17 protein-coding genes, 2 tRNA genes and 1 pseudogene are annotated in these 24317 nt (G+C 71.5%); 6 read left to right on the top strand and 14 right to left on the bottom strand.

Going from position 1 to position 24317, the window contains the following annotated elements; genetic code table 11:
- The first annotated feature begins 13 nt into the window (after nt 1-13).
- A complete protein-coding gene (gene valS, locus MOPEL_RS14055; protein ID WP_009483543.1) occupies nt 14-2716 on the top strand; it encodes a valine--tRNA ligase in 2703 nt (900 codons plus the stop codon).
- A 36-nt stretch (nt 2717-2752) separates the two neighbouring features.
- Here valS and MOPEL_RS16195 read toward each other — a convergent pair whose 3' ends face one another.
- From MOPEL_RS16195 to MOPEL_RS14025, 7 genes and pseudogenes are all read right to left on the bottom strand, one after another.
- Nucleotides 2753-5344: a putative bifunctional diguanylate cyclase/phosphodiesterase gene (locus MOPEL_RS16195; protein WP_141631366.1), complete on the bottom strand. Its 2592-nt coding sequence runs from the start codon at nt 5342-5344 to the stop codon at nt 2753-2755.
- Nucleotides 5345-5755: 411 nt separating this feature from the next.
- Nucleotides 5756-6049: pseudogene (locus tag MOPEL_RS17850) on the bottom strand (EAL domain-containing protein); the annotation flags it as partial.
- Nucleotides 6050-6205: 156 nt separating this feature from the next.
- Nucleotides 6206-7492 carry an ATP-dependent Clp protease ATP-binding subunit ClpX gene (clpX, locus tag MOPEL_RS14045; RefSeq protein WP_009483540.1) on the bottom strand — a complete coding sequence of 429 codons (1287 nt, stop codon included), beginning with the start codon at nt 7490-7492 and terminating at the stop codon, nt 6206-6208.
- 277 nt (nt 7493-7769) lie between these two features.
- A complete protein-coding gene (locus MOPEL_RS14040; RefSeq protein ID WP_009483539.1) occupies nt 7770-8429 on the bottom strand; it encodes an ATP-dependent Clp protease proteolytic subunit in 660 nt (219 codons plus the stop codon).
- Between the two features lie 20 nt (nt 8430-8449).
- Entirely contained in the window at nt 8450-9070 is a 621-nt protein-coding gene (locus tag MOPEL_RS14035; protein ID WP_009483538.1) for an ATP-dependent Clp protease proteolytic subunit, read from the bottom strand.
- Between the two features lie 240 nt (nt 9071-9310).
- Nucleotides 9311-10663, bottom strand: coding sequence for a trigger factor (gene tig / locus MOPEL_RS14030; protein ID WP_009483537.1), 1353 nt, complete (start codon nt 10661-10663; stop codon nt 9311-9313).
- A gap of 208 nt (nt 10664-10871) precedes the next feature.
- Nucleotides 10872-10945, bottom strand: a tRNA-Pro gene (locus tag MOPEL_RS14025).
- A 133-nt stretch (nt 10946-11078) separates the two neighbouring features.
- Here MOPEL_RS14025 and MOPEL_RS14020 point away from each other — a divergent pair.
- A tRNA-Gly gene (locus MOPEL_RS14020) sits at nt 11079-11152 on the top strand.
- 74 nt (nt 11153-11226) lie between these two features.
- On the opposite strand, the gene MOPEL_RS14015 is transcribed toward MOPEL_RS14020, so the two are convergent.
- The 5 genes from MOPEL_RS14015 to MOPEL_RS13995 all read right to left on the bottom strand — a co-directional run bounded on the left by MOPEL_RS14015 (nt 11227) and on the right by MOPEL_RS13995 (nt 15297).
- Complete coding sequence (locus MOPEL_RS14015; RefSeq protein WP_009483536.1) at nt 11227-11949, bottom strand: DUF3618 domain-containing protein; 723 nt, start codon at nt 11947-11949, stop codon at nt 11227-11229.
- Nucleotides 11946-12425 (bottom strand): phage holin family protein, encoded by a 480-nt coding sequence (locus MOPEL_RS14010; RefSeq protein WP_009483535.1) that lies wholly within the window; start codon nt 12423-12425, stop codon nt 11946-11948. Before MOPEL_RS14010 ends, MOPEL_RS14015 begins: the two co-directional genes overlap by 4 nt.
- Nucleotides 12422-13264, bottom strand: coding sequence for an ATP synthase subunit B family protein (locus MOPEL_RS16190; RefSeq protein WP_009483534.1), 843 nt, complete (start codon nt 13262-13264; stop codon nt 12422-12424). The genes MOPEL_RS14010 and MOPEL_RS16190 overlap by 4 nt, the downstream gene beginning before the upstream one ends.
- A gap of 194 nt (nt 13265-13458) precedes the next feature.
- Complete coding sequence (locus MOPEL_RS14000) at nt 13459-14577, bottom strand: PP2C family protein-serine/threonine phosphatase (protein ID WP_009483533.1); 1119 nt, start codon at nt 14575-14577, stop codon at nt 13459-13461.
- Nucleotides 14578-14694: 117 nt separating this feature from the next.
- Entirely contained in the window at nt 14695-15297 is a 603-nt protein-coding gene (locus tag MOPEL_RS13995) for a mycothiol-dependent nitroreductase Rv2466c family protein (RefSeq protein WP_040634838.1), read from the bottom strand.
- A 274-nt stretch (nt 15298-15571) separates the two neighbouring features.
- Here MOPEL_RS13995 and pepN point away from each other — a divergent pair, with 274 nt between their 5' ends.
- Nucleotides 15572-18136: an aminopeptidase N gene (gene pepN, locus MOPEL_RS13990; protein ID WP_009483531.1), complete on the top strand. Its 2565-nt coding sequence runs from the start codon at nt 15572-15574 to the stop codon at nt 18134-18136.
- 55 nt (nt 18137-18191) lie between these two features.
- Nucleotides 18192-19511 (top strand): MFS transporter, encoded by a 1320-nt coding sequence (locus MOPEL_RS13985; protein ID WP_245544796.1) that lies wholly within the window; start codon nt 18192-18194, stop codon nt 19509-19511.
- A gap of 303 nt (nt 19512-19814) precedes the next feature.
- Here the strand turns inward: MOPEL_RS13985 and MOPEL_RS17845 are convergent, their stop codons facing one another.
- Both MOPEL_RS17845 and malQ read right to left on the bottom strand, forming a co-directional pair.
- Nucleotides 19815-19952 carry a hypothetical protein gene (locus MOPEL_RS17845; RefSeq protein ID WP_009483529.1) on the bottom strand — a complete coding sequence of 46 codons (138 nt, stop codon included), beginning with the start codon at nt 19950-19952 and terminating at the stop codon, nt 19815-19817.
- 409 nt (nt 19953-20361) lie between these two features.
- Nucleotides 20362-22617, bottom strand: a complete 2256-nt coding sequence (malQ, locus tag MOPEL_RS13980; protein WP_245544795.1) for a 4-alpha-glucanotransferase — start codon at nt 22615-22617, stop codon at nt 20362-20364.
- Nucleotides 22618-22795: 178 nt separating this feature from the next.
- On the opposite strand from malQ, the gene MOPEL_RS13975 reads away from it, so the two are divergent.
- Together MOPEL_RS13975 and MOPEL_RS13970 are read left to right on the top strand one after the other, a co-directional pair.
- The gene (locus MOPEL_RS13975) at nt 22796-23827 is read left to right on the top strand and encodes a mechanosensitive ion channel family protein (protein ID WP_141631364.1); all 1032 of its coding nucleotides are present in this window, start codon (nt 22796-22798) and stop codon (nt 23825-23827) included.
- A gap of 106 nt (nt 23828-23933) precedes the next feature.
- On the top strand, nt 23934-24293 hold the full coding sequence (locus MOPEL_RS13970) for a globin (RefSeq protein WP_051992336.1): 360 nt from the start codon (nt 23934-23936) through the stop codon (nt 24291-24293).
- The last annotated feature ends 24 nt before the right edge of the window (nt 24294-24317 follow it).

Genomic DNA, 24317 nt, shown 5'->3' with positions numbered 1-24317 from the left:
AAGAATGGCCGACATGACGACGAGCCACTCCTCCGCAACCCCGCCCGCGATTCCCGACAAGCCGTCCGTCGACGGCCTCGAGGAGCGGTGGGTCGGCGTATGGGAGCAGCAGGGCACGTACACCTTCGACCGCGAGCGGGCGATGAACCTGCCGCGTGAGCAGGTGTACGCCATCGACACCCCGCCGCCCACGGCGAGCGGGTCCCTGCACGTCGGCCACGTCTTCTCCTACACGCACACCGACTGCGTCGCCCGCTACCACCGCATGCGCGGCCGCGAGGTGTTCTACCCGATGGGCTGGGACGACAACGGCCTGCCCACCGAGAAGCGCGTGCAGAACTACTACGGCGTGCGCGGCGACGCGTCGCTGCCGTACGTCGAGAACTACGAGCCGAAGTACCGCGGCACGATGTCCGCGAAGGACGTCAAGGACGCCTCCAAGCAGGAGCCCGTGAGCCGCGCGAACTTCATCGAGCTGTGCGACGAGCGCACCGTCGAGGACGAGAAGGCGTTCGAGAGCCTGTGGCGTCGCCTCGGCCTCTCCGTCGACTGGGCGATCTCGTACCGCACGATCGACGACCGCAGCCGTGCGGTGAGCCAGCAGGCCTTCCTCGAGCACCTCACGGCGGGCACGGCCTACCAGTCCGAGGCCCCGGGCCTGTGGGACGTCACGTATCAGACGGCGGTGGCGCAGGCCGAGCTCGAGGCGCGTGACTACCCGGGCCACTACCACCGGGTCGCGTTCCACCGCGTCGCCGAGGACGGCTCCCGCGGTGAGCCGGTCTACATCGAGACCACCCGTCCCGAGCTTCTCCCGAGCTGCGTGGCCCTCATCGCCCACCCCGACGACGAGCGGTACCAGCCCCTCTTCGGCACCCACGTGACGAGCCCGGTGTTCGGCGTCGAGGTGCCCGTCCTGCCCCACCCCGACGCGGAGATGGACAAGGGCGCCGGCATCGCGATGTGCTGCACGTTCGGTGACCTCACCGACGTCACGTGGTGGCGCGAGCTGCAGCTGCCGATGCGCTCGCTCATCGGCCGCACGGGCCGCATGATCGCCGAGACGCCCGAGTGGCTCACCGGCGAGGGTGCAGCGTTCTACGCCGAGCACGTCGCCGGTCAGAGCACGTTCGGCGCGCGTAAGGCCGTCGTCGAGGCGCTCCGCGAGTCCGGGGCCATGGACGGCGAGCCCAAGCCCACCCAGCGCAAGGCGAACTTCTACGAGCGGGGCGACAAGCCGCTCGAGATCGTCACGAGCCGCCAGTGGTACATCCGCAACGGCGGCCGCAACGCCGACCTGCGCGAGGCCCTCATCGAACGCGGCAAGGAGATCGCGTTCCACCCCGACTTCATGCGGGTGCGCTACGAGAACTGGGTGGGCGGCCTCAACGGCGACTGGCTCATCAGCCGCCAGCGGTTCTTCGGCATCCCGATCCCGCTGTGGTACCCGGTCGACGAGCACGGCGAGGTCGTCTACGACTCCCCCATCACCCCGGCGATCGACACCCTCCCCGTCGACCCGTCGGCCGACGCGCCGCCCGGGTACGAGGCGTCACAGCGCGGCGTGCCCGGCGGGTTCGTCGGTGACCCCGACGTCATGGACACCTGGGCCACCTCCTCCCTCACCCCGCAGCTCACGACCGGTTGGGGCGAGTACGAGGGCGACGCCGAGCTCTTCGAGCACCTCTTCCCGATGGACCTGCGCCCCCAGGGGCAGGACATCATCCGCACGTGGCTGTTCTCCACGGTCGTGCGCGCCCACCACCTGCAGGATCAGGTGCCGTGGAGGCACGCGGCGATCTCGGGGTGGATCCTCGACCCCGACCGCAAGAAGATGAGCAAGTCCAAGGGCAACGCCGAGACGCCGGAGGGCCTGCTCGAGCAGCACGGTTCCGACGCCGTCCGCTACTGGGCCGCCTCGGCTCGCCTCGGCACCGACGCGGCGTTCGACACCGGCCAGATGAAGGTCGGCCGTCGTCTCGCGATGAAGGTGCTGAACGCGAGCAAGTTCGTGCTCGGGTTCCCCGAGCCCACCGTCGCCGAGGACGACGCGTGCGGGGCGGAGAACTGCACGCACGGCCTGTTGAACCTCGTCACCGAGCCGATCGACCGCGCGATGCTCACCGGCCTCGCCCGGGTCGTCGAGCAGGCCACGGCCGGGTACGAGAACTACGACCACACGCGCGCGCTCGAGGTCGCCGAGACGTTCTTCTGGACGTTCTGCGACGACTACCTCGAGCTCGTCAAGGCCCGCGCCTACGGCGACGAGTCTGTCGAGACGCCGGACGCGGCGACGACGAGCGCCCGTGCGGCGCTGCGGGTCGCGCTCGACGTGCTCCTGCGGCTCCTCGCCCCGGTGCTGCCGTTCGCGACCGAGGAGGTGTGGAGCTGGTGGCGCGCCGGATCGGTCCACCGCTCCCCCTGGCCCGAGACGTCCGAGTGCCTCCCCGCCGAGGCGGGCGACAGCGCGATGCTCGACGCCGTCGGTCAGGCCCTCGGTGGCGTGCGTCGTGCCAAGTCCGACGCGAAGGTCGGCATGCGCGCCACGGTCTCGTCGGTGACGATCGCCGGCCCCGCGGCGGCGCTCGACGCGATCCGCGCCGCCGAGTCCGACCTGCGTGCGGCCGGTCGCCTCGACGGCGACATCACGTACGTCGAGGCCGAGCAGGTCGAGGTGCGCGACGCCCAGCTCGTGCCCCCGCCGCCTAAGCACTGACCTTCGCCCCACCCCGACCGACGGCGGACGCGTGAGTCACGCGTCCGCCGTCGGCGTCGTGCCCCCCGTCTCCGTGTCTCCGGCCGGCCCGGGCGCATGGTCCGTGTCTTCCGCAGCGTCCGCTCCGACGTCGGTCGTCCGCGGCGCGCCGGGCGTGATGCCCGTCCCGCCGACAGGCCCCGCCGCCTCGGGGAACGCAGAGGTCGCCGACGTGGGCTCGGTGACCGGGGCCGCCGTCACCGCCGTCGTCGCGGCGTTCGCGGCGTGCGCCTGCACGGTGACGGCATGGGCCCGCGCCTCGGCGAGCACGTCGTCGACGAGTCGGCCACGGCCGTAGAGCCAGCCCTGCACCGCCGGCGCGCCGAGCTCGTCGAGCACGCGCGCCTCCTCCTCGGTCTCCACGCCCTCGGCGACGATGTCGTGGACGCCGAGGCTGCGGATGAGGGCGAGAACCGCTCCGAGCTGGTCGCGCGCCTGCGGGTCGCTGCCGAGGGAGGCGACGAGGGAGCGGTCGACCTTCACCCCGTCGATCGAGAGGCGGCGGAGCGTCGCGAGGGAGGCGTAACCGGTGCCGAAGTCGTCGAGGACGATCCGCACCCCGGAGCCGCGGAGACCCCCGAGCAGGGCCCGCACCTGAGGGCCGGAGTCGACGAGGGTCGTCTCGGTGACCTCGAGACGGAGCGCCGAGCGGGGCAGCCCCGCGGATTCGACGGCGTCCTCCACGAGATCCCGCAGGGTGGGGTCGAGGAGGTGGGTCGGGGAGACGTTGACCGAGACGGAGAGGTGGTCGTCGCCGAGGAGCCGGCGCAGCTCGGCGAGGGTGGCGCAGGCTCGACGCAGCACGGACCCCCCGAGGACAGAGACGAGCCCGAGCTGCTCGGCCACTTCGACGAAGACGTCGGGGCGTACTTCGCCGAGTTCCTCGTCGTGCCACCGGGCGAGGGCCTCCCACCCGACGAGCCTGCCACCGACGGGCCTGGAGAAGATCGGCTGGAAGGCGACGTCGAACGGATCGTCGTCGATGACGCGGCCGAGGCGGTCGCCCACGGCCTGCTCGGTGTGCGTGCGTTCCTCGAGGTCGTCGTCGAAGAGGACGACCCGGCCCCTCCCCCTCTGCTTGGCCTCGTACATCGCCGCGTCGGCACGGTGAAGGAGGTCCTCGGCGCCACGGGTGGCGCCGGGCGGGCAGAGCGCGACCCCCATCGACGGGGTGACGGAGTGGACCCGGCCGGGCAGGATGCGCAGGGGCGTGTCGAACACCCGCCGCACCCGGTCGGCGAGGGCGCGGGCCTCCGCCTCGTCTGCGACGGAGGAGACGACGACGAACTCGTCCCCGCCGTTGCGGGCGAAGACGTCGTCGGGGCCGAGCACCTCGGGGACCCGTCGGGCGATGTCGCGGAGCAGGGTGTTGCCCGCATGGTGTCCCCACGTGTCGTTGACGCGTTTGAAGTCGTCGCAGTCGAGGAATACGACGGCGGTCGTCGTCCCGCGCCGGGCGTCGGCCCTGGTCCGCGAGGCGAGCCCTTCGACGAGGGCCGCGCGGTTGGTGAGCCCGGTGAGAAAGTCGTGGGTGGCCCGGTGGTGGCTCTCCTCCTCGGCGAGCGTGAGCGCGGTCATCATCGTCGTCAGCCGGTGGAAGAGCAACCCGAGGAGAACGGTGACGAGGAGCGTCCGCACGGCGAGGTCGGCGGTGCCGGACGCCGGGGACATCGTGCAGAGGATGACGGGGAGGATCGCGACGAAGACGACCGCCGTCGGGCGGCCCGTGCGGCGTGGGGGGCCGGAAACGAGCGGCGGGATCGTGATCTCGACGACGGAGGGGTGGGAGGAGGCGAGCGCGAGGAAGAGGTAGGAGAACAGGTATCCGACGGCGAGGCGCGGAGCCTCGCTGACGATGCTCACGCCGACGTAAGCGTAGGCGGTGTCGACCAGGAGTTGCATGGTGAGGCCGGCGAACAGCCACCGGACGGCGACGACGGGGCGGCGCAGGCGGAGCCGCAGGTGGACGACGAGGGCGACGAGGAGGACGTCGAGGGCGGGGTAGACGGCCCGGACGATGCTCTCCCGGAGCTCGGTGCCGCCCAGGGCGGGCGCGAGGACGATGCACCACTGCGTGAGTCCCATGCCCACGGAGACGGTGACGGCATCGACGAACGCGCCGCGACGCGACCCACCGCCGAGTTCGCGCGCGACGAGCGCCAGCCACGTGATGAGGGCGAGGTAGCTGCCGACGTACAGCACGTCGAGGAGCGAGACGGGCCCCATCCATGCGGGGGTGAGGCGGCACACGGCGACGACGGCGACGAGGATGAGGCACAGCCCGCTGAGTGCCTCGACGAGCCACACGGAACGGGGCCGTGCCCCGCGGGCGAGGGGCACCGTCACCATCGTCAGCGAGGCGACGAGGGTGCACCCGACGTAGAACGGGCCGGCGACCATGGCGGGGTCCCACAGGCAGAGGACGGCGCAGAGCACGACGAGCACGGCGGCCAGGACGGCCGAGGAAGTGTAGCGGGTACCCACCCACGTCGCGCACCGACGCGGTTCGGTGGCGGGACGCTCCCGGCACCGGAGGAGGTCGAGGACCCGCCCCGGGGCAGGGCGATGTCGACCCGGTGTCTCGCCCACGTCCCATTCTCCCCCCGGTCGAGGATCAGATCGGCCGTCCGGGTCCCCGCCTGAGCGCTCGACGCCCGCGAAACCGCCACGGATGTGGGGAATTTGCGCGACGGGTGCGGTCGGAGCCCCGCTCACACCCGGCCGTCGAGGACGCCGACGGGGCGCCGAGGCCGGGTCCGCGGTCGTCGACGGGGAGGGCCGCAACGCGGCGTCCTGCGCGTGGATCGCGGCCGCCGGGGACGTGGGCCGGGCGTGGGCGAAGACCTCGTCGACGGGGAGTTCGTGCCCGTAGAGCCACCCCTGCACGGCCGGGCAGCCCATCTCGAGGAGGATCCGCTCATGCGCGGCGTCCTCGACGCCGGTCGCGACGATGTGGTGCAGGCAGAACGTGCGGAGGAGCGCGACGACGGCGGCGAGCCGCTAGCGGGCCGCGAGGTCCTCGGCGATGTCGCGGACGAACGACCGTTCGATCTTCACACCGTCGATGGGCAGGCGGGTGAGCATGCCGAGCGAGGCGTATCCGGCGCCGAACTCGTCGACGGCGACGTGGACCCCCGCCGCGCGGAGCTCGGTGAGGAGGTCGGCGGCCTGCATGACGTCGGCGAGGGTGCCCTCGGTGAGTTCGAGATGCAGGCTCCCCGGCGGAAGCCCCGCGTCGCGGAGTGCCGAGGCGACGGCGGTGGAGCGAGCTCGGGCACGTCGTAGCCTTGCGTCAAGGCTGCACCGTCCTCCTTCTCCTCTCGCCCAACGACCATGGCGAGGGAGGACTGAGAACCGGTGCGCCCCGCCCGGGTGGGCAGACGGCTCCGCCCGGCGGCCCCGAGGGGGTGCGGAGCGAAGGGATGCCGAAGGGCGGTGTGCCGAGGTGCGTCAGGCGGACTCGCGTTCGTCGCGACGCTTGCGACGACGACCGTCGGCGCCGCCGTGGCGAAGGACGGTGGGCGTGACGCGGTCGAGGACGACCTCGCGGGTGACGACGACACGCGCAATGTCGGGGTCGCTCGGTACGTCGAACATCACCGGCTGGAGGACCTCCTCCATGATCGCCCGCAGACCACGGGCGCCCGTGCCGCGGGACAGGGCCTGCTCCGCGAGGGCCTCGATCGCGCCGTCGGTGAACTCGAGCTCCACCCCGTCGATCTCGAACATCTTCTTGTACTGCTTGACGAGGGCGTTGCGCGGCTCGACGAGGATGCGCACGAGCGCCTCGCGGTCGAGCGGCGCGACCGTCGTGATGACCGGCAGACGCCCGATGAACTCGGGGATGAGCCCGAACTTCATGAGGTCCTCAGGCATGACGTCGGCGAAGTACTCGTCGGGCTCCTTGACCGTCTGCAGCGCGGCACCGAACCCGAGGCCCGCCTTGCCGGCGCGGGACTCGATGATGCGTTCCAGCCCCGCGAAGGCCCCACCGACGATGAACAGCACGTTCGTCGTGTCGATCTGGATGAACTCCTGATGCGGGTGCTTGCGCCCACCCTGCGGGGGCACACTCGCGGTCGAGCCCTCGAGGATCTTGAGCAGCGCCTGCTGCACGCCCTCGCCGGAGACGTCCCGCGTGATCGACGGGTTCTCGCTCTTGCGGGCGATCTTGTCGACCTCGTCGATGTAGATGATGCCCGTCTCAGCCTTCTTGACGTCGTAGTCGGCGGCCTGGATGAGCTTGAGGAGGATGTTCTCGACGTCCTCACCGACATACCCGGCCTCGGTGAGCGCCGTGGCGTCCGCGATCGCGAACGGCACGTTGAGCATCCGCGCCAACGTCTGCGCGAGGTAGGTCTTGCCGCATCCCGTGGGGCCGATGAGGAGGATGTTCGACTTCGCGATGTCGATCGCGTCCTCGCCCTTCTTGAGGGACTCCCCCGCCTGGATACGCTTGTAGTGGTTGTAGACGGCCACGGCCAGCGCGCGCTTGGCGTCGTCCTGGCCGATGACGAACTGCTGGAGGAAGTCGAAGATCTCACGCGGCTTGGGCAGCTCGCCCAGGCCGAACTCACCGGACTCGGCGAGCTCCTCCTCGATGATCTCGTTGCACAGGTCGATGCACTCGTCGCAGATATAGACACCGGGCCCGGCGATGAGCTTCTTGACCTGTTTCTGGCTCTTGCCGCAGAACGAGCACTTGAGCAGGTCACCGCCCTCTCCGATACGTGCCACGTGTCCTCCTCGTCGTCGCCGTTCGTCGTGCGGGGCGGTTCGACATCGCCCACCGCGTGGAGACCGTACCGCCCCCCGCACCGGTCCTCCCCCCATTGAACCCGGGTGTCGAGGGCCCGCGCGCCCCTGTCCGCTGAGGGCGGAACGACCGCCCCACTCCGCCACCAGCGGCGTCCCGATCCCGATGCACGTGGACACGGGCGAGGGCCCGCGGCACCTGCCGAGGGCCCTCGTGGGTCCTGTTCCGTTCCCGGATTGCGCCGGGTCGGATCGGGGGTCAGCCCTGACGCGAGGCCTTGCGGCTCACGAGCACCTCGTCGATGAGGCCGTAGGACTTGGCCTCCTCGGCGGAGAGGAACTTGTCACGCTCGATATCCTCGTTGACCTGCTCCGGCGTGCGGCCGGAGTGGCCGGCGAGGGTCTGCTCGAGCCACGTGCGCATCCGGAAGACCTCGTTGGCCTGGATCTCGATGTCGCTCGCCTGGCCGTAGTCGCTGCCACCCAGCGCGGGCTGGTGGATGAGGACCCGGCTGTTCGGCAGCGCGTACCGCTTGCCCGGGGCGCCCGCCGCGAGCAGCACTGCGGCCGCCGAAGCGGCCTGACCGATGACGAACGTCTGCACGTCCGGGCGGATGAACTGCATGGTGTCGTAGATCGCCGTCATCGCCGTGAACGAGCCACCGGGGCTGTTGATGTACATGACGATGTCGCGTTCCGGGTCCTGTGACTCGAGCACGATGAGCTGAGCGATGATGTCGTCCGCGCTCGCGTCGTCCACCTGGCAGCCGAGGAAGATGATGCGGTCCTCGAACATCTTGGTGTACGGGTCGGTGCGCTTCATCCCGTAGGAAGTGCGCTCCTCGAACTGCGGCAGGATGTACCGGCTCGACGGAACGGCCACGCGGCCGGCGGAGAGGCGGGGGTCGATGATGTCCATTCGATGCTCCAATTCGTCGATCAGGCCTGCGTGCCGCCGGCGCCGGGGGTGTCGCTCGCGCGGGTGAAGACGTGGTCCACGAACCCGTACTCCTTGGCCTCCTCGGCGCTGAACCAGCGGTCGCGGTCGGAGTCCTTCGTGATCTGCTCCACGCTCTGGCCCGTGTGCTCGGCGATGAGCTCGGCCATCTGACGCTTGATGAAGAGCATCTGCTCGGCCTGGATCTTGATGTCGGTGGCGGTGCCGCCGATGCCGCCGAGGGGCTGGTGCATGAGGATGCGGCTGTGCGGCGTGGCGTACCGCTTGCCCTTCGCTCCGGCGGTGAGGAGGAACTGGCCCATGCTCGCGGCCATGCCCATGGCGACGGTGCACACGTTGTTCGGGATCCAGTTCATCGTGTCGTAGATCGCCATCCCCGCGGAGATGGATCCGCCCGGGGAGTTGATGTACAGCCAGATGTCGCGCTCCGGGTCCTCCGCGGAGAGGAGGAGGAGCTGCGCGCAGATGGCATTCGCGTTGTCGTCGCGCACATCCGAACCGAGGAAGATGATCCGCTCCTTGAGGAGCCGGTTGTAGATGTGGTCGTCGAGCCCACCCTTGGGGCCCGGGTCGGCGGCGACGATCTCGCTGCTGTGGCTCACGCTGTTACTCCCTTGATCGTGACTTTCGAGCACGGCCGACGCGGATCCGTCGTGGAACCCGTGGCCTGCCATGTCTTCTCACCAGAGGCTAACGTTCGTGGCCCTCCGGCTCTTCCCGGCCGCCATGCATGTTCGCCCTCGGCGGACACCTCGTCGCACGCGGCCACGCGGACGCCGCCCCACCTGCGAAGACGGCGACGGCGCCGCTCCCACGCGGGGTGCGGCGCCGTCGGTGGCGACTCACTCGTCGTCGGACGTCTTCTCGTCGGCCTTCGAGGCGTCGGCGTCCTCGTCCTCGGAGGCGTCCTCGTCACCGTCGACGTCGATCGTCGCGGAGAGATCGACGACCTGCCCCTTGGTGTCGGTGACCTTGGCCTCCTCCATGACGGCGGCGAGAGCCTTGCGGCGGGCGACCTCGGCGGCCATCGCGCCGGCCTGCTGCTGGCTGTCCATCGCCTGGGCGAGCTGAGCCGGGTCCATGCCGTACTGCTGGGCGGTCATGATGAGGTACTCGATGAGTTCCTGCTGGCCGACCGTGACCTCGCTCTTCTCGGCGATCGCGTCGAGGAGAAGCTGGGTGCGCAGGGCCTTGACCGTGTTCTCCCGGACCTCGGTGCGGTGGTCCTCGTCCTCGGTCTCGTGGGAGCCGTCTGCGAAGTGGGCCTCGACCTCGGCCTCGACGACGGAGTCGGGCACCGGAATCTCGAGGGTGTCGAGGAGGTGCTCGAGAATCTTGTCACGGGCCTCGATGCCCTGGCCGAACTGCGTGGCCTGCTCGGCCTGCGTGCGCAGGTCGGCCCTGAGCTCTTCTAGGGTGTCGAACTCGGACGCCATCTGGGCGAAGTCGTCATCGAGCTCGGGCAGCTCGCGCTCCTTGCAGGAGCGGAGGGTGACGGAGATGGACGCCGGCTGGCCCTCGTGCTCGCCACCGGCGAGGGGGGCGGTGAAGGTCTTCTCCTCGTCGACGTTCATGCCGACGAGCGCCTCGTCGAGGCCCTCGATCATCGTGCGGGAGCCGATCTCGTAGGAGACGCCCTCGACGTTGTCGATCTCCTCGCCGTCGATCTCGCCGCGGAGGTCCATCGTGATGAAGTCACCCTCCTGCGCGGCGCGGTCGACACCGATGAGGGTGCCGAAGCGGGCGCGGAGGTCCTCGACGCGACGGTAGAGCTCCTCGGTGACGGCATCCTCGGACACCGGCTCGACCTGGACCTCGATGGAGGAGAACTCCGGCAGCTCGATGGTGGGACGCACGTCGAGCTCGGCGGTGAAGACGAGCTGGTCGCCCTCGTTCATCGGCACCTCGGTGAGGTCGACCTCGGGCTGCCCCATGGGGCGCAGGTCGTTCTCCTCGACGGCGTCGCCGTAGTACTTGGGGAGGGCCTCGTTGACGGCCTCCTGCATGACCGCACCCTTACCCACACGCTGCTCGATGATGCGGGCGGGCACCTTGCCCGGGCGGAAGCCGGGGATGGAGATCTGGGACCCGATGGCCTTGTACGCCGCGTCCACGCTCGGCTTGAGCTCCTCGTAAGGGACCTCGACGGTCATCTTGACCCGGGTCGGCGACAGGGTCTCGACGGAACTCTTCACTGCGGGCACTCCAGCATCGATCGGTGACGGGTGGACACGATGGGCGCGGCCGTGGCCGCGATCCACCGGGGACCGCTCGTGAGGGGCGTCGTCGACGCCCCACGAGGGTCGATTCATGCTACCGGGTGGCCCTCCACCGGTGTCGAACCGGTGAGGGTGGCACCTCGTGTCCTCCGGGTGGAGGGCGGGGAGGCCCCGGGCCGTGCGGTCGGGCTGACAGGATTCGAACCTGCGACATCGTGCTCCCAAAGCACGCGCGCTACCAAGCTGCGCCACAGCCCGTGGAGGGTCCAGACTAGCGCCCGACACGCGGGGCCCATCCGCGGGGCGACCTGTCCGGCGACCGCCCCGATTCGGGCGACGCGCCGGACAACGGGTATGCTGCCCTCGACGTCGCGCCCACCGTGGCGCGTCCGCGGGTGTAGCTCAATGGTAGAGCCTCAGTCTTCCAAACTGATTACGCGAGTTCGATTCTCGTCACCCGCTCCATGAACGAGGAGGGCCCGCCGGACGTATCCGGCGGGCCCTCCTCGTCGTTCACGCCGTAGGCGTGGTGACGATGGTCACGCGCGGCCGTTGTCGTTCTTGGCCTTCTTGACGTCCTTGCCGGCCTCGACGCCGGATTCCTTGACGTCGGCGGCCGCGGAACGGCTCTCCTCGCGCACCTCGGCCGCGGCCTGCCGGCCGTGGTCCTTGACGTCGTCGGCGACGTCGGTGCCCTCGGCCTTGACGCGCTCGAGGGACTCGGCGGCGCTGTCCTTGACGTCGGCGAACGCGGCCTGGGCAGGCTCACGCAGCTGCTCGCCGGTGTCCTTGGCCCACTCCTGGGCGTTCTCGACGAGAGGGCGGGCCTGCTCCTTGAACGCAGCGGCGGCCTCCTGCTCCTTGCGCGAGGCAGGGATGAGGGAGCCGACGAGCCAACCGGCGCCGAGCGCGACGAGACCGGCGGCGAGGGGATTGCCCTTCGCGCGACGGCGGGTGCCGCGGCGGGCGTCGATCATCTGCTGCTGTGCGCCGTAGCGGAGGTCCTCCGCCTGGTCACGCATGCGGTCACCCATCGAGGGGCCGTCGTCGCCCCCGACGCGGTCGGTGACGTCGTCGGCGGCGCCCATGACGGCCTCCTTGACGGAGGTGAGGCGGTCGGACACGGCCTCGCCGACCTTCTCGGTCTGGCGGCGTGCCACGTTGCCCGGCTTCACCTGCTCACCGAGGGCGTCGACGTTGCGCGACAGGTCGCGGCGCGTCCTGTCGATCTCCGCGCGGATCTGGTCGGGATCGTTGCTCATACCGTCTCGTTTCCCTTCATGGCGTCGGGGATGCGCTTGGTCGTGTCGACCGTCTGAGGCATCCCGAGGTTCTCGACGTTCTTCTTGCCCATCTGGGCGAGTACTGCGGCGACGACGGCCCACACGATGCCGACGATGAGGGCGCCCCACCCGAGACCCATACCGAGGGTCCCGAGGCCCCACGCGGCCGCGAGGGAGATGAAGACGAGGGCGAGGTGACCGGCGACGCCGGCCCCGCCGAACATCCCGGCTCCCTTGGCGGCGCGCTTGCCCGACCGGGTGGCCTCCGCCTTCGCGAGAGCGATCTCCTGACGGACGAGCGTGGACATGTCCTCGGTGATGGAGGAGAGACGATCCCCGAGGCTCACGTCCTCCGTCATCGGTGTGTGAGCCCCACCGGAGCTCACGGGGGCGTGCCCCGTGCGGCTCTCGGCGAACCCGTCGTACGCCCCGGGCGGTGTCGCAGAGCTGCTCATCGGCGACGACCCTCGTCGTCGGTGGCCTGGGTCGGCATCGGGGTCGTCATGACGTCCTCGCCGACGTAGGCGGGCTGGGTGTGCGTGGGCCGACCGTAGGCGGGCTGCTGGGCCTGGTGGCCGGCCTGGCCCGCGTCGTAGGCGGCACCCGGCGTGTCGTATCCGGCCTCGTAGGCGGGGACGACCGGCGTGGCCGTGCGGCGGGTCGCCATCGGCATGCGGTCGTCGCCACGCTGGGGCTCGTCGTCACGGGCGTCATCGGTCATGCCGCGCGTGAGGCGGCCGGCGACGAGACCGGTGAGCGCGGCCGCGGCGAGGAACGTCCCGGGGCGGCGGCGGGCGAAGCGCTTGACCTCGTCGAGCACCTCCACGGGTCCGCGCTGCTCGAGCCACGTGCCGACGCCCTGGAGGCGGGCGGCCGCCTGCTGGGCGAGGTCGGCGGCGAGCGTGTCGGCCGGCTGGTCGCCGAACTGGACGCGGTCGAGACCGGAGCCGAGCGAACCGAGGACCGCGGCGATCTCCTGCTGACGCGTGCCGACCTGGGTGCTGACGTCGTCGCGCACCTGCGAGACGAGGGCCTGCACGTGCTGGCCTGCCTCGTTCGCGACGGCGCGGGCCTCCTGCTTCGCGGTGTCCGCGACCTGGCCGGCGCCCTCCTTCGCGGTCTCGGCGACGGCACCGGCGTTATCCTTGGCGGTGTCGGTGACGTCGGCGGCGCGCTGCTTGGCGTCGTCGGCGACCTTGTTCGCGTTCTCCTCGGCGGCGTCTCCGGGGCCGCGGACAGCTCGCGTGCCCGGCGCACCCGCCGTTCCCTCGAGCGGTTCGTGCGGTGAAGACATCTCGTCGTCCTCTCGTTGCGGGGATCTCGACCCAGCGGGTCGAGGTATGTCCCTCAAGTACCCCCGTTCGCGGGCACGAAACACGGAAGGGCGAAATCCGCGGATCACCGGAGGTCCGGCCACGGCGCCCGCGCGCCGGTCGGGCCCTTCTGCGCAGCAGGGACAGCGGGTCCCTGGGAGGTCGTGGAGCGGGGTCAGTCGACCCAGAGGAGGACGACGCTGCGGTCGTCGGTATCGCCCGACGTGGCCTGTTCGCACAGCCGCCTCGCCCCGCCGACGAACCCCGTCGCCACGAGGAACTCCGCCTTTCCGAGCAGCCGGTCGATCCCCTCGTCGAGGACCCGGTCGTGCTGTTCGACGAGTCCGTCGGAGTAGAGGATGAGGGCGTCGCGGCGGCGGAGCACGCCCTCGTCGCAGCAGTACACGGGCGCGGGGACGAGGCCCAGGGCGGGGCCCACGCCCTCCTGCAGGAGACTCCAGTTGCCGCTGCCTCCGTGGAAGACGGCGGCCGGAGGGTGGCCTGCACGCCACACGCGGAACTCCCCCGTGTCGAGGTCGACGGCGACGTGCACGGCCGTGGCGAACCCCTCCGCCCACTCCTGGCGGACGACGAAGTCGTTGGCGAGGGCGAGGAGTTCCTCTGGCGGGACCGAACCGATGAGGGCGTCGAGCGCGCCGGAGAGCTGGACGGCCCGCGACGCCGAGGGGATCCCCTTACCGGAGACGTCGACGAGGACGACCTCGAACCGGCCGGCATCGTCGTCGAGGTGGGACACGATGAAGTCACCGGAGAACGGGTGGCCGAACGCGGAGCTGATGCACCCCTCGACCGTCCACCCCGGCCGGAGCTGCGGGAGTTCGGCCCGGCGTTCGAGACCGGCACGTAACTGCCCGAGGAGGAGTTCACCGCCGGTGCCCTGGACGCCCACGCGGGCCCGGGCGAGACAGCGCCACGACGTCACCGTGGAGATGAGCATGCCGACGACGAGCGTCCCCACGGCGTGCGGGGTGTCGGAGCCGACGAGCACGGCGGCGACCGCGAGACACCCGAGGCTCACACCGACGACGAGACCGTGCTCGGCCGGGCGGTGGATGACGCCGCTGAGGACGATGAGCGGCAGGAATACCGACCACGGCACGGCCTCGGGCCGCCCGACGAGGACGTAGAGGAACGAGAACGCGAGGAGCACGAGGAGGACGGCGGTGCCGTGCACCGACGGGGTCGACGCGCTGCCGGGGATCGTCGCACGCCATGCACGCCCCGCCATGAGATCGGGGCGGCGGCGCAGCGTCCGCGCAGACAGGCTCGGCATCTTCCGGACATTAACCCCGACCGGGGACCGAGACAACCGTCCGACACGCGTCGGGCGGGAACGGAACGGCCGGGCCGGACGCCGACGTGTCCGGCCCGGCCGTGGTGCCGAGCGTGGTCAGTCGAAGATCGGTCCCACGTCGCGGGAACGCTTGAGCTCGAAGAACCCGGGGGTGCCGGCGACGAGGACGCAGCCGTCGAAGAGGCGTCCGGCCTTCTCACCCTTGGGCGCCGGGGAGACGACGGGGCCGAAGAACGCGACGTCGCCGACCTGCACGACGGGGGTGCCGACGTCGTCGCCCACCCGGTCCGTGGCCTCCTTCGTCGAGGCGCGCAGCACCTCGTCGAGCTCGTCGCTCTCGGCGTACCGGGCGAGCCCGGCGGGCAGGTCGAGCGCCGCGAGGGACTCCTCGATCACCGCCGGGAGGTCGTCGCCGCGGCCACCGGGGTGGATGCGGGTGCCGAGCTCGGTGTAGAGGGGGGCGAGGATCTCCTCGCCGTGGTCGCGCGCCGCGGCGGCGACGACGCGCACCGGTGCCCATGCGCGATCCATGAGGGCCCGGTAGTCCTCGGGGAGGTCGCGTCCCTCGTTGAGGACCGAGAGGCTCATCACCGAGAAGCGGACCGTGACGTCTCGCACCTTCTCGACCTCGAGGAGCCAGCGTGACGTCATCCACGCCCAGGGGCAGGTCGGGTCGAACCACATCCGTACTTCGCTCATGCCCCCCATCGTGCCAACACGCCGGGCGATGCCGAGCGCAGGGGCACGACGAACTTCGGGGTCGCTCCTCCCCCGCCCGTGCGGCCCACCGGCCGACGGGCGCCTGCGACGGATGTCCGCGCACGTCACCCCGGCCGTCGGTGGGCCGTGCGAGGATGCCGGACGAGTCGGGACCGCCGTCCCACCCGTTCGTCGACGAGGACGTCGCCGCAGGCACGGCCCCGTCGCCACGTCCGACGCACCCCGATGCGCTGCGAGAGTCACGGAGGAAGACATGCCCGGAGAGAACCTCACCCGCGAGGAGGCACGCGCCCGCGCCGCCCTCCTCACCGTCGACTCGCACCGCGTCGACCTCGACGTGAGCCGCGCCGTGGACGAGCCCACCTTCCCCGTCACCTCGACGATCGTCTTCGAGTGCAGGGAGCCGGGCGCGTCCACGTTCCTCGATTTCATCGGCCCCTCCGTCGAGGAGATCGTCCTCAACGGGCACAGCCTCGACCCGGCGACGCACGTCGCCGACAGCCGCATCACGCTCCCCGACCTCGCCGAGCACAACGAGCTCGTCGTGCGCGCCACAGGCCGGTACATGAACACCGGCGAGGGCCTGCACCGGTTCACCGACCCGGTCGACGGGGAGACGTACCTCTACACGCAGTTCGAGGTACCCGACTCGCGCCGCGCCTTCCCGGTGTTCGAGCAGCCCGACCTCAAGACGCGGTTCACGTTCGTCGTCACGGCCCCCGCCGACTGGGCCGTCGTCTCGTGCCAGCCCACCCCGCAGCCCAAGCCCGCATGCGACGGCGTCGCGACGTGGGCGTTCGCGCCCACCCCTCCCCTGTCGAGCTACGTCACCGCGATCGTCGCGGGCCCCTACGAGCGGGTCGAGGACGTCACCGTCACCGGTGACGGCCGCGAGGTGCCCCTCGGGCTCTACTGCCGCCGCACGATGCGCGAGTTCCTCGACGCGGACGAACTCTTCGCGATCACGAAGAGCGGGTTCGACTTCTACGAGAAGGAGTTCGGCCTCGCCTACCCGTTCGAGAAATACGACCAGGTGTTCACGCCCGAGTTCAACGCCGGCGCGATGGAGAACGTCGGCTGCGTCACGTTCCGCGAGTCCTACCTCTTCCGCTCCAAGGTCTCCGAGGCCGTCGTCGAGCGCCGCGCGGGGACGATCCTCCACGAGCTCGCCCACATGTGGTTCGGCAACCTCGTGACGATGCGGTGGTGGGACGACCTGTGGCTCAACGAGTCGTTCGCCGACTGGGCCGCGACGACCTCCACGGCCGAGGCCACCCATTGGACGGAGGCGTGGACGACGTTCGCGACCTCTGACAAGAGCTGGGCCTACCAGCAGGATCAGCTCTCCTCGACCCACCCGATCGCCGCCGACATGCGCGACCTCGAGGACGTCGCCGTCAACTTCGACGGAATCACCTACGCCAAAGGCGCCTCCGTGCTCAAGCAGCTCGTCGCGTACGTCGGCCGCCAGCCGTTCCGCGACGGCATCCGCGCGTACTTCGCCAAGCACGCCTACGGCAACACGAGCCTGCCCGACCTCCTCGTCGAGCTCGAGGCCACGTCGGGTCGCGACCTCGGCGAGTGGACGCGCCTCTGGCTCCAGACCGCGGGTGTGGGCACGGCCCGCCTCGCGCTCGCGACCGACGACGAGGGCGTCGTCACCGCGGCCCACGTCGAACAGACCGCCACCGAGGACCACCCCCACCTCCGACCGCACCGCATGGCGATCGGCATCTACGACGTCGCCGCCGACGGCACCTCCCTCGAGCGTCGGGACCGCATCGAGATCGACGTCGACGGGGCCCGCACCGAGGCTCCCGAGCTCGTCGGGGTGCGCCGCGGTAACCTCATGCTCCTCAACGACGACGACCTCGCCTACGTCAAGGTCCGCCTCGACGACGTCTCGCTGCGCACCGTCCTCGACCACGCGGCGGGCCTGCCCGGCCTCCCCCGCGCGATCGTCCAGACCGCCCTGTGGGACATGACGCGCGACACCGAGATCACCGCGCACGACTTCGTGAGGTTCACCCTCGACGTCCTCGGCGCCGATCTCGACGCGACGTCACTGCGGTACTCCCTCGCGCGGCTCGGCACGGCGGCACACCTCTACAGCGACCCGACCCGCCGCAAGGAGCTCCGTCTCGAGGTCGCCGACCGGCTCCGGCAGCACGCCCTCGACGCCGCTCCCGGCAGCGACGCGCAGCTCCAGCTCGTCTCCACCTACGCGACGTTCGCGTCCACGGACGCGCAACTCGACGAGATCGCAGCCTGGCTCGAGGGTCGCGACGTGCCGGACGGACTCGCCGTCGACACCGAGATGCGCTGGACGCTGCTCTCCTCCCTCGCCGCCGGCGGACGCGCCGACGCCGCCGCGATCGAGGACGAGCGCCGACGCGACGCGACGGCGACGGGCCGCGAACGGGCCGCCCTCGCCCTCGCCGCCCGCCCCACGCCCGAGGCGAAGGACGAGGCCTGGGCCGCGGCCGTCGACGACGACACCCTCCCCAACGCGATGATCGACGCGACGGCCACCGGGTTCCTCCGGTGCGGTGCCCACCCCGAGCTCCTCGAGCCCTTCGTCGCGCGCTACCACGACGCGCTCCGTTCGGTGTGGGAGCACCGCACCCAGGCCATCGGCGAATCCATCGTCGAGGGCTTCTACCCGGTGCTCCTCGCCGACGAGCGACTCCTGCAGGCGACGCAGTCGTGGCTCGACGCCAACACCGACGCGCCGCAGGGACTCGTCCGGCTCGTCGGGGAGCAGCGTGACGCGGTCGCCCGGGCGCTGCGGGCCCAGGCCCGCGACGCGAAGGCCTGAACGGGTGGGCATCCCGGCGGCCGGGGGCGACGACCCCGTGAGCCACGACGCGGCGGTGGCACCGCCCACCCGTCACGTCGTGGCCTGGGCCGCCTGGGACTGGGGGTCGGCGGCGTTCAACGCGGTCATCACGACGTTCGTCTTCACCGTCTACCTCACGAGCTCGGGGTTCGGTGACCCCGCGGAGACCTCCGCCAAGCTGGGCCTCGGCACCGGCCTCGCGGGCGTCGCGATCGCGCTCCTCGCGCCCGTCATCGGGCAGCGTGCCGACCGGGCCGGTCGTCCGACGCTGTGGCTCGGCGTGAACACCGCGATCGTCGTCGCGTTGTCCGCGCTCATGTTCACCGCCCGGCCGCACCCCGAGTTCCTGTGGTGGGGCATCGCGCTCGTCGCCGTGGGGCACGTGTTCTTCGAGTTCGCAAGCGTCAACTACAACGCGATGCTCCCCCGGGTGTCGACGCCCGCGACGGTCGGGCGCGTCTCGGGGCTCGGGTGGGGTGCGGGCTACCTCGGCGGCATCGTGCTCCTGCTCGTCCTGTTCGTCGGGTTCATCTCCCCTGAGGTCGGCTGGCTCGGCGTCACTCACGCCGAGGGTCTCAACGTCCGGGTGGCGATCCTCGTCGCCGCGCTGTGGTTCGGCGTCTTCGCGATCCCCGTGCTCCTCGCGCTGCCCGACCGGCCCGCCGCGGCGGAGGACGCCCGTCCGCGGCTGGGGTTCCTCGCCTCCTACCGCGCCCTCCTCGGCACGATCCGTGGACTCGCGCGCGAGCACCCACACACCTTGTTCTTCCTCCTCGCCTCCGCCGTGTTCCGCGACGGCCTCGCTGGCGTCTTCACGTTCGGCGGCGTCATCGCGCAGGGCACGTTCGGGTTCGCGCCGAGCCAGGTCGTCGTCTTCGGCATCGCGGCCAACGTCGTCGCCGGACTCGCGACGATGGCGTTCGGAGTACTCGACGACCGTCTCGGACCGAAGACGCTCATCGTCGGCTCGCTCGTCGCGATGGCCCTCGCCGGCGGCGGCATCTTCGCGTTCCACGACCGGGGCGCACGCACCTTCTGGGTCCTCGGCCTGCTCCTCTGCGTGTTCGTGGGCCCGGCGCAGTCGGCGTCCCGCTCGTTCCTCGCGCGTCTCATCCCGCCGGGCCGGGAGGGCGAGATCTTCGGCCTCTACGCGACGACCGGCCGCGCCGTGAGCTTCCTCGCCCCGACGATGTTCGGCGCGGCGATCGCGGTCGGCTCGCGCGTCACCGGTGCCCCCGCGCAGTACTGGGGCATCCTCGGCATCGTCGCTGTCCTCCTCACCGGCCTGCTGCTCCTCCTGCCCGTGCGTCCGTTGTCAGGGTCGACCCCGGCTCGAGAGGCGCGCATCGCCTGAGGGCGAACACCCCTCGCACGCGTCGCACCCCGGTGGTCGTACCCCGCTGACGGCGATCCGCCGCCGCCAGCCGGGGCACGATGCTGCCGATAGGGAGGCATACTCCGACGTCGTCGCCCCCAGACCCCTCCCACCTCGATCGCGGTCGTCCCGGCGCTCCTCGTCACGCTCGTCGGTCTCACCGGGTGCAGCAGCACCACCGACTGCACCGCGCCCGAATCCATGGTGACGCCCGAGGACGTCGCCCGCACCTACGTGCAGAACGACGCGAAGATCACCGGAATCCCCGTGCACGTCGGACCCCTACACGGTCCCCGAGGCGGTCCCCCAGGGCACCGCGTCCGCCGCGCCGACGAACACCGTGCTCGCCATCTCGCACACGTAGGGCGGGAACGACTCCAGCGGCTCCGCCACCGCGACGACGCCGATCGTCCGCGTCACGCAGCCGGAGCTCGATCTGACCACCGCGGACGTCGCCGCGGCAGGATCGTCGACCGGGCCGTCGTCACCGGGCTGAGCGCCTGGAGCGGCCTCCCCGCACCGCCGCCGGCCCAGGACGCGGTGACGCCCCTCCTCGCGGGCGGCGCCCAGGCCCCCGCGCCCGGACCGGCCACACGGACGACCCGACGGGCCAGCCGACCGACGACCCCACCGTGGGTCCGACCCCGTGGCCGGCGCCGCCCGCGCCCGGTCCAGGACCGACGACGAAGCCGAACCCGACGCCCCAGTTCCCGCGGCCGCATCCGACGACGACGCGCCGCCCCGCGCCGGGAACGCGCACGACGACGGGGCGGTGACCGCCGAGGTCACCACCCGTCGTCGAGGTGGGGGGCGAGCGTCACCCCGAGGCTCACGTGGCGTCGGCCGCCGCCGTGCTCCCTGTGGTGCTCTTCGCGTCCGTGCTCTTCGCGTCCGTGCTCTCCGTGTCCGTGCTCTCCGGGCGCTGTGCGTGGTCGCCCCGGACGACGGCGCGGCCGAGGCGACGGGCGAGCCCGGAGGAGACGATGTCCTCGAGCATGAGCGGGCTGCGGTCGGGCCCGGCGAGCGAGAGACACCAGTTGGGGTACTCGCGGTGCGTGCCGGGCTGGTTCATCGCTCTCCGGTCGCCGACGAGGTCGGGCACGGCGATGCCGACGAGACGCGCGGGCGCCTCCGAGACGTACCGGTGCAGCGCCTCGACGACGTCCTCGAGGCCGACCTCCGCGTCCTCCCCGAGGTCGGAGACGAGACCCCGCATGCGGAGGGCCTTCATCATCCGCTCCTGGGCGGCGTCGTCCTCGGCGCGCTCCACCTCGACGGGACGCGTGAAGAGGTCGAGTTCCTCGCGGATCCGCATGTGTTCGCCGGTGAGGTAACCCGCCGTCGGGGGCAGGTCGTGTGTCGTCACCGAGGCGAGGCACAACCGGCGGTACGCCTCGGGCGCCCGAGGCATGCCGTTCTCACTGTTCTCGAACCAGAGGATCGACGTGCCGAGTACGCCCCGCTCGGCGAGGTAGTCGCGCACCCACGGCTCGACGGTGCCGAGGTCCTCACCGACGACGACCGCACCCGCACGCTGCGCCTCGAGCATGAGGATGCCGATGAGCGCGTCGTGGTCGTACCGCACGTACGTGCCCTCGAGCGGCGCCTTGCCGGCGGGCACCCACCACAGGCGGAACAGACCGATGATGTGGTCGATGCGCAGACCGCCGGAGTGCCGCATCGCCGCGCGCACCATGTCGCGGAACGGGCCGTAGCCGAGCTCCTCGAGTCGGTCGGGACGCCACGGCGGCTGGCTCCAGTCCTGCCCGCGCTGGTTGTACGGGTCCGGCGGCGCGCCCACGGTGATGCCGCGCGCGAAGGCCGACGCCAACGACCACGCGTCGGCGCCCGTCGGGTGCACCCCGACGGCGAGGTCCTGCACGACACCGACCGACATGCCCGCGTCACGCAGCTCCCTCTGCGCCGTCGCGAGCTGGGTGTCGAGCACCCACTGCAACCACATCGCGAACGACACCTCGTCCGCGTGTTCCTCCCGCACCCGGATCGTGCCGGGTGAGTCGGGGCCCTGGACGTCCTCGGGCCACGCGTCCGCACCACCGTAGACGCGGACGAGCGCCGACCACGTCGCGAAGTCGACGAGCCCGCGGCCCTCACGCTCGCAGTACGCCTCGAACAGGGCCGCACGACGGATGCTCATGGGCCTCCCGAAGAGGATCCGCAGCGCCTGCTCCTTGAGCTCCCACGCCGTGTCACGGTCGATCTCGTCGGAGGCGTTGAGCCTGCGCGCCTGCGCCGCGAACCCGTCGACGCGCGCCCGGTCCTCGGCCGGCAGCTCGGCGAACTCGGGCACGTCCTCGACGCGGATGTAGATCGGGTTGACGAACCGCCGCGACGTCGGCAGGTACGGCGACGCCTCGAGCGGCGGCGTCGGCTCGGCGGCGTGGACGGGGTTGATGAGCATGAAGTCGGAGTCGAGCGTGCGCGCCCCCCACGCGCCGAGCTCCGCGACGTCGGCGAGGTCGCCGACGCCCCACGAGCGACGCGACCGCACCGAGTACACCTGATTCATGAGACCGGCCGCGCCGTGCGCCTCGACGGCCGGGGGCAGCTCGAGCCGGGCCGGGGTGACGACGAGCCACCCCTCGCTCACCTCGCCGTCGTGCTCCACACGCAGCGTGTGCCACCCAAGGGGCAGGTCGATCGGGACGGCGAACGTCGCCTCACCGGTGAGCCGCCCGTCGACCTCACGCGGGTCGACCCAGCGGTCCACCTGCGCGAGGACCCGCTCGTCGCCGAGCTCCTCCGTCTCGACCCACACGCGCACCGCGTCGCCGTGGGGCACGTGGACGTGGACGGTCGCGGCGACACCCTGGGTGACGACCCGCACCGGCGGGATCCGCCGACGCCACTCGCGCAGGTCCGCCTCGGCGAGCGCCGCCCGCGTCGTCTCCGGCATGCTCGCATCGACGTCGAGCGCGGCGAGCACCGCACGGATCGCCTCCGCCGAGACGGTGACGTGCTCCCCCTGCCAGTCCCAGTACTCGGTCGCGACACCGTGACGGTGCGCGAGATCGGCGAGGTCCGGGGAGAGCTCGGAGGACGAGGAGGGCACGGAGTCGTTCACGGGCAGCACCTTCGGGTGGGAGGGGGACGGGCGAGCCACGGACGATCCTAAGGTCTCGCCCCACGGGTCGCCGTCGGGCACGGCCCGTCCCCGGCGGGTCACTCCCCTCACCCCACGACCGTCGTCCGACCCGTGGGCGGTCAGGTCGCCCCCAGGACGGGTGGGGATCATGGGAGCCATGCTCGGCACGACCTTCCTCGCCTTCCCCGCTCCCTTCGCGGACGCCCCGCACCGGCTCACCCGGGAGTCGGCCGTCGAGTGGTTCCTCGGGATCCCCCTGCAGATCGTCCTCATCGTCGTGGGCGCCTGGCTCGCCCGGTGGCTCATCCACCGCGCCATCGAGCGACTCGTCGACTCCCTCGTCGCCCGTCACGACCCGACCGACACGACGACCATCGGCACGGTCGATCCCACGCCGACGGCCCAACTGCCCGTCCTCAAGCGGTACCGACGCAAGGCGGGGCGCGCGATCTCCGAGTCCGGGCTCGTCACGACGGAGCGTCAGAAGGCCCGCGTCGAGACGCTCGGCTCCGTCCTCCGCAGCATCGCCTCCGTCGTCGTGTGGGGGACGGCCGTCCTCATGATCGGTGACGCCCTCGGCGTCAACATGGGGCCTGTCCTCGCCTCGGCCGGAGTCGGCGGTGTCGCCCTCGGTTTCGGCGCGCAGAGCCTCGTCAAGGACTTCCTCTCGGGCATGTTCATGATCCTCGAGGACCAGTACGGCGTCGGCGACTTCATCGACACCGGCGAAGTGCAGGGCACCGTGGAGGAGGTCACCCTCCGCATCACGCGACTCCGCGACCTCGAGGGCGTCATCTGGTACGTCCGCAACGGCGAGATCATCCGCATCGCCAACCGCTCCCAGGGGTGGAACACGGCGACCATCGACATCCCCGTCTCGCCCAAGGAACGCCCCGAGAAGATCATCGAGATCCTCCGGGAGGTCGCCTCGGACATGTACGACGACCCGGAGTGGCGCCGCAAGCTCCTCTCCCCGCCCACCGTCGCGGGCGTCGAGTCGATCACCGGCACCGCCCTCACGATCCGCACGTTCGCGAAGTGCCAGACGAACACGCACTGGGGCGTGCAGCGTGAGTTCCGCGAGCGGTGCGTCACCGCCCTCGACGCCGCGGGCGTCCGCCGCCCGATCGTCCCCGCCGCCCCACAGACCGGCCCGAACCCCACGACCGACCCCGACGCGCGACACTGACCGCGTCCGCCCCGGCGACCGCTCCGCATCGCCGCCGATCCCGCCACCACTCCCGGAGGACCCCGTGACCGACCCCGACGCCCCGCAGCAGACCCCGTACGACCGCATGGGCGGACACGAGACGTTCGCGCAGATCGTCCGCGAGTTCTACCGCGGCGTCGCGGGCGACCCGGAGCTCCGTGCGCTGTACCCGGAGGAGGACCTCGGCCCGGCCGAGGACCGCCTCCGCATGTTCCTCGAGCAGTACTGGGGCGGCCCCAAGACGTACTCCGAGCTGCGCGGCCACCCGCGCCTGCGCATGCGGCACGTCGACTTCGCCGTCACCCCCTCCCAGCGCGACCGGTGGCTGCGCCACATGCTCGCCGCCGTCGAGACCGTCGACCTCGACCCGCAGGCCGACGCCGCGTTGCGCGACTACCTCCACCGCGCCGCCGACATGCTCGTCAACACCCCCGAGCTCGACTGAGCCGCGGTGGCGCCGCGCCGCCCC

The sequence above is a fragment of the Mobilicoccus pelagius NBRC 104925 genome, assembly GCF_000247995.1.
GTDB lineage: Bacteria > Actinomycetota > Actinomycetes > Actinomycetales > Dermatophilaceae > Mobilicoccus > Mobilicoccus pelagius.
Note: the sequence above shows the minus strand (reverse complement) of the source record. Positions and strands in the feature narration are given on the sequence as shown.

Bases quoted from the DNA above. Each gene is read 5' to 3' on its own strand.
- valS (WP_009483543.1), top strand. From the start codon at position 14: ATGACGACGAGCCACTCCTCCGCAACCCCGCCCGCGATTCCCGACAAG.
- MOPEL_RS14040 (WP_009483539.1), bottom strand. From the start codon at position 8,429: ATGGACATCATCGACCCCCGCCTCTCCGCCGGCCGCGTGGCCGTTCCG.
- MOPEL_RS14015 (WP_009483536.1), bottom strand. From the start codon at position 11,949: ATGAGCAACGATCCCGACCAGATCCGCGCGGAGATCGACAGGACGCGC.
- MOPEL_RS14010 (WP_009483535.1), bottom strand. From the start codon at position 12,425: ATGAGCAGCTCTGCGACACCGCCCGGGGCGTACGACGGGTTCGCCGAG.
- MOPEL_RS16190 (WP_009483534.1), bottom strand. From the start codon at position 13,264: ATGTCTTCACCGCACGAACCGCTCGAGGGAACGGCGGGTGCGCCGGGC.
- MOPEL_RS14000 (WP_009483533.1), bottom strand. From the start codon at position 14,577: ATGCCGAGCCTGTCTGCGCGGACGCTGCGCCGCCGCCCCGATCTCATG.
- MOPEL_RS13995 (WP_040634838.1), bottom strand. From the start codon at position 15,297: ATGAGCGAAGTACGGATGTGGTTCGACCCGACCTGCCCCTGGGCGTGG.
- pepN (WP_009483531.1), top strand. From the start codon at position 15,572: ATGCCCGGAGAGAACCTCACCCGCGAGGAGGCACGCGCCCGCGCCGCC.
- MOPEL_RS13975 (WP_141631364.1), top strand. From the start codon at position 22,796: ATGCTCGGCACGACCTTCCTCGCCTTCCCCGCTCCCTTCGCGGACGCC.
- MOPEL_RS13970 (WP_051992336.1), top strand. From the start codon at position 23,934: ATGGGCGGACACGAGACGTTCGCGCAGATCGTCCGCGAGTTCTACCGC.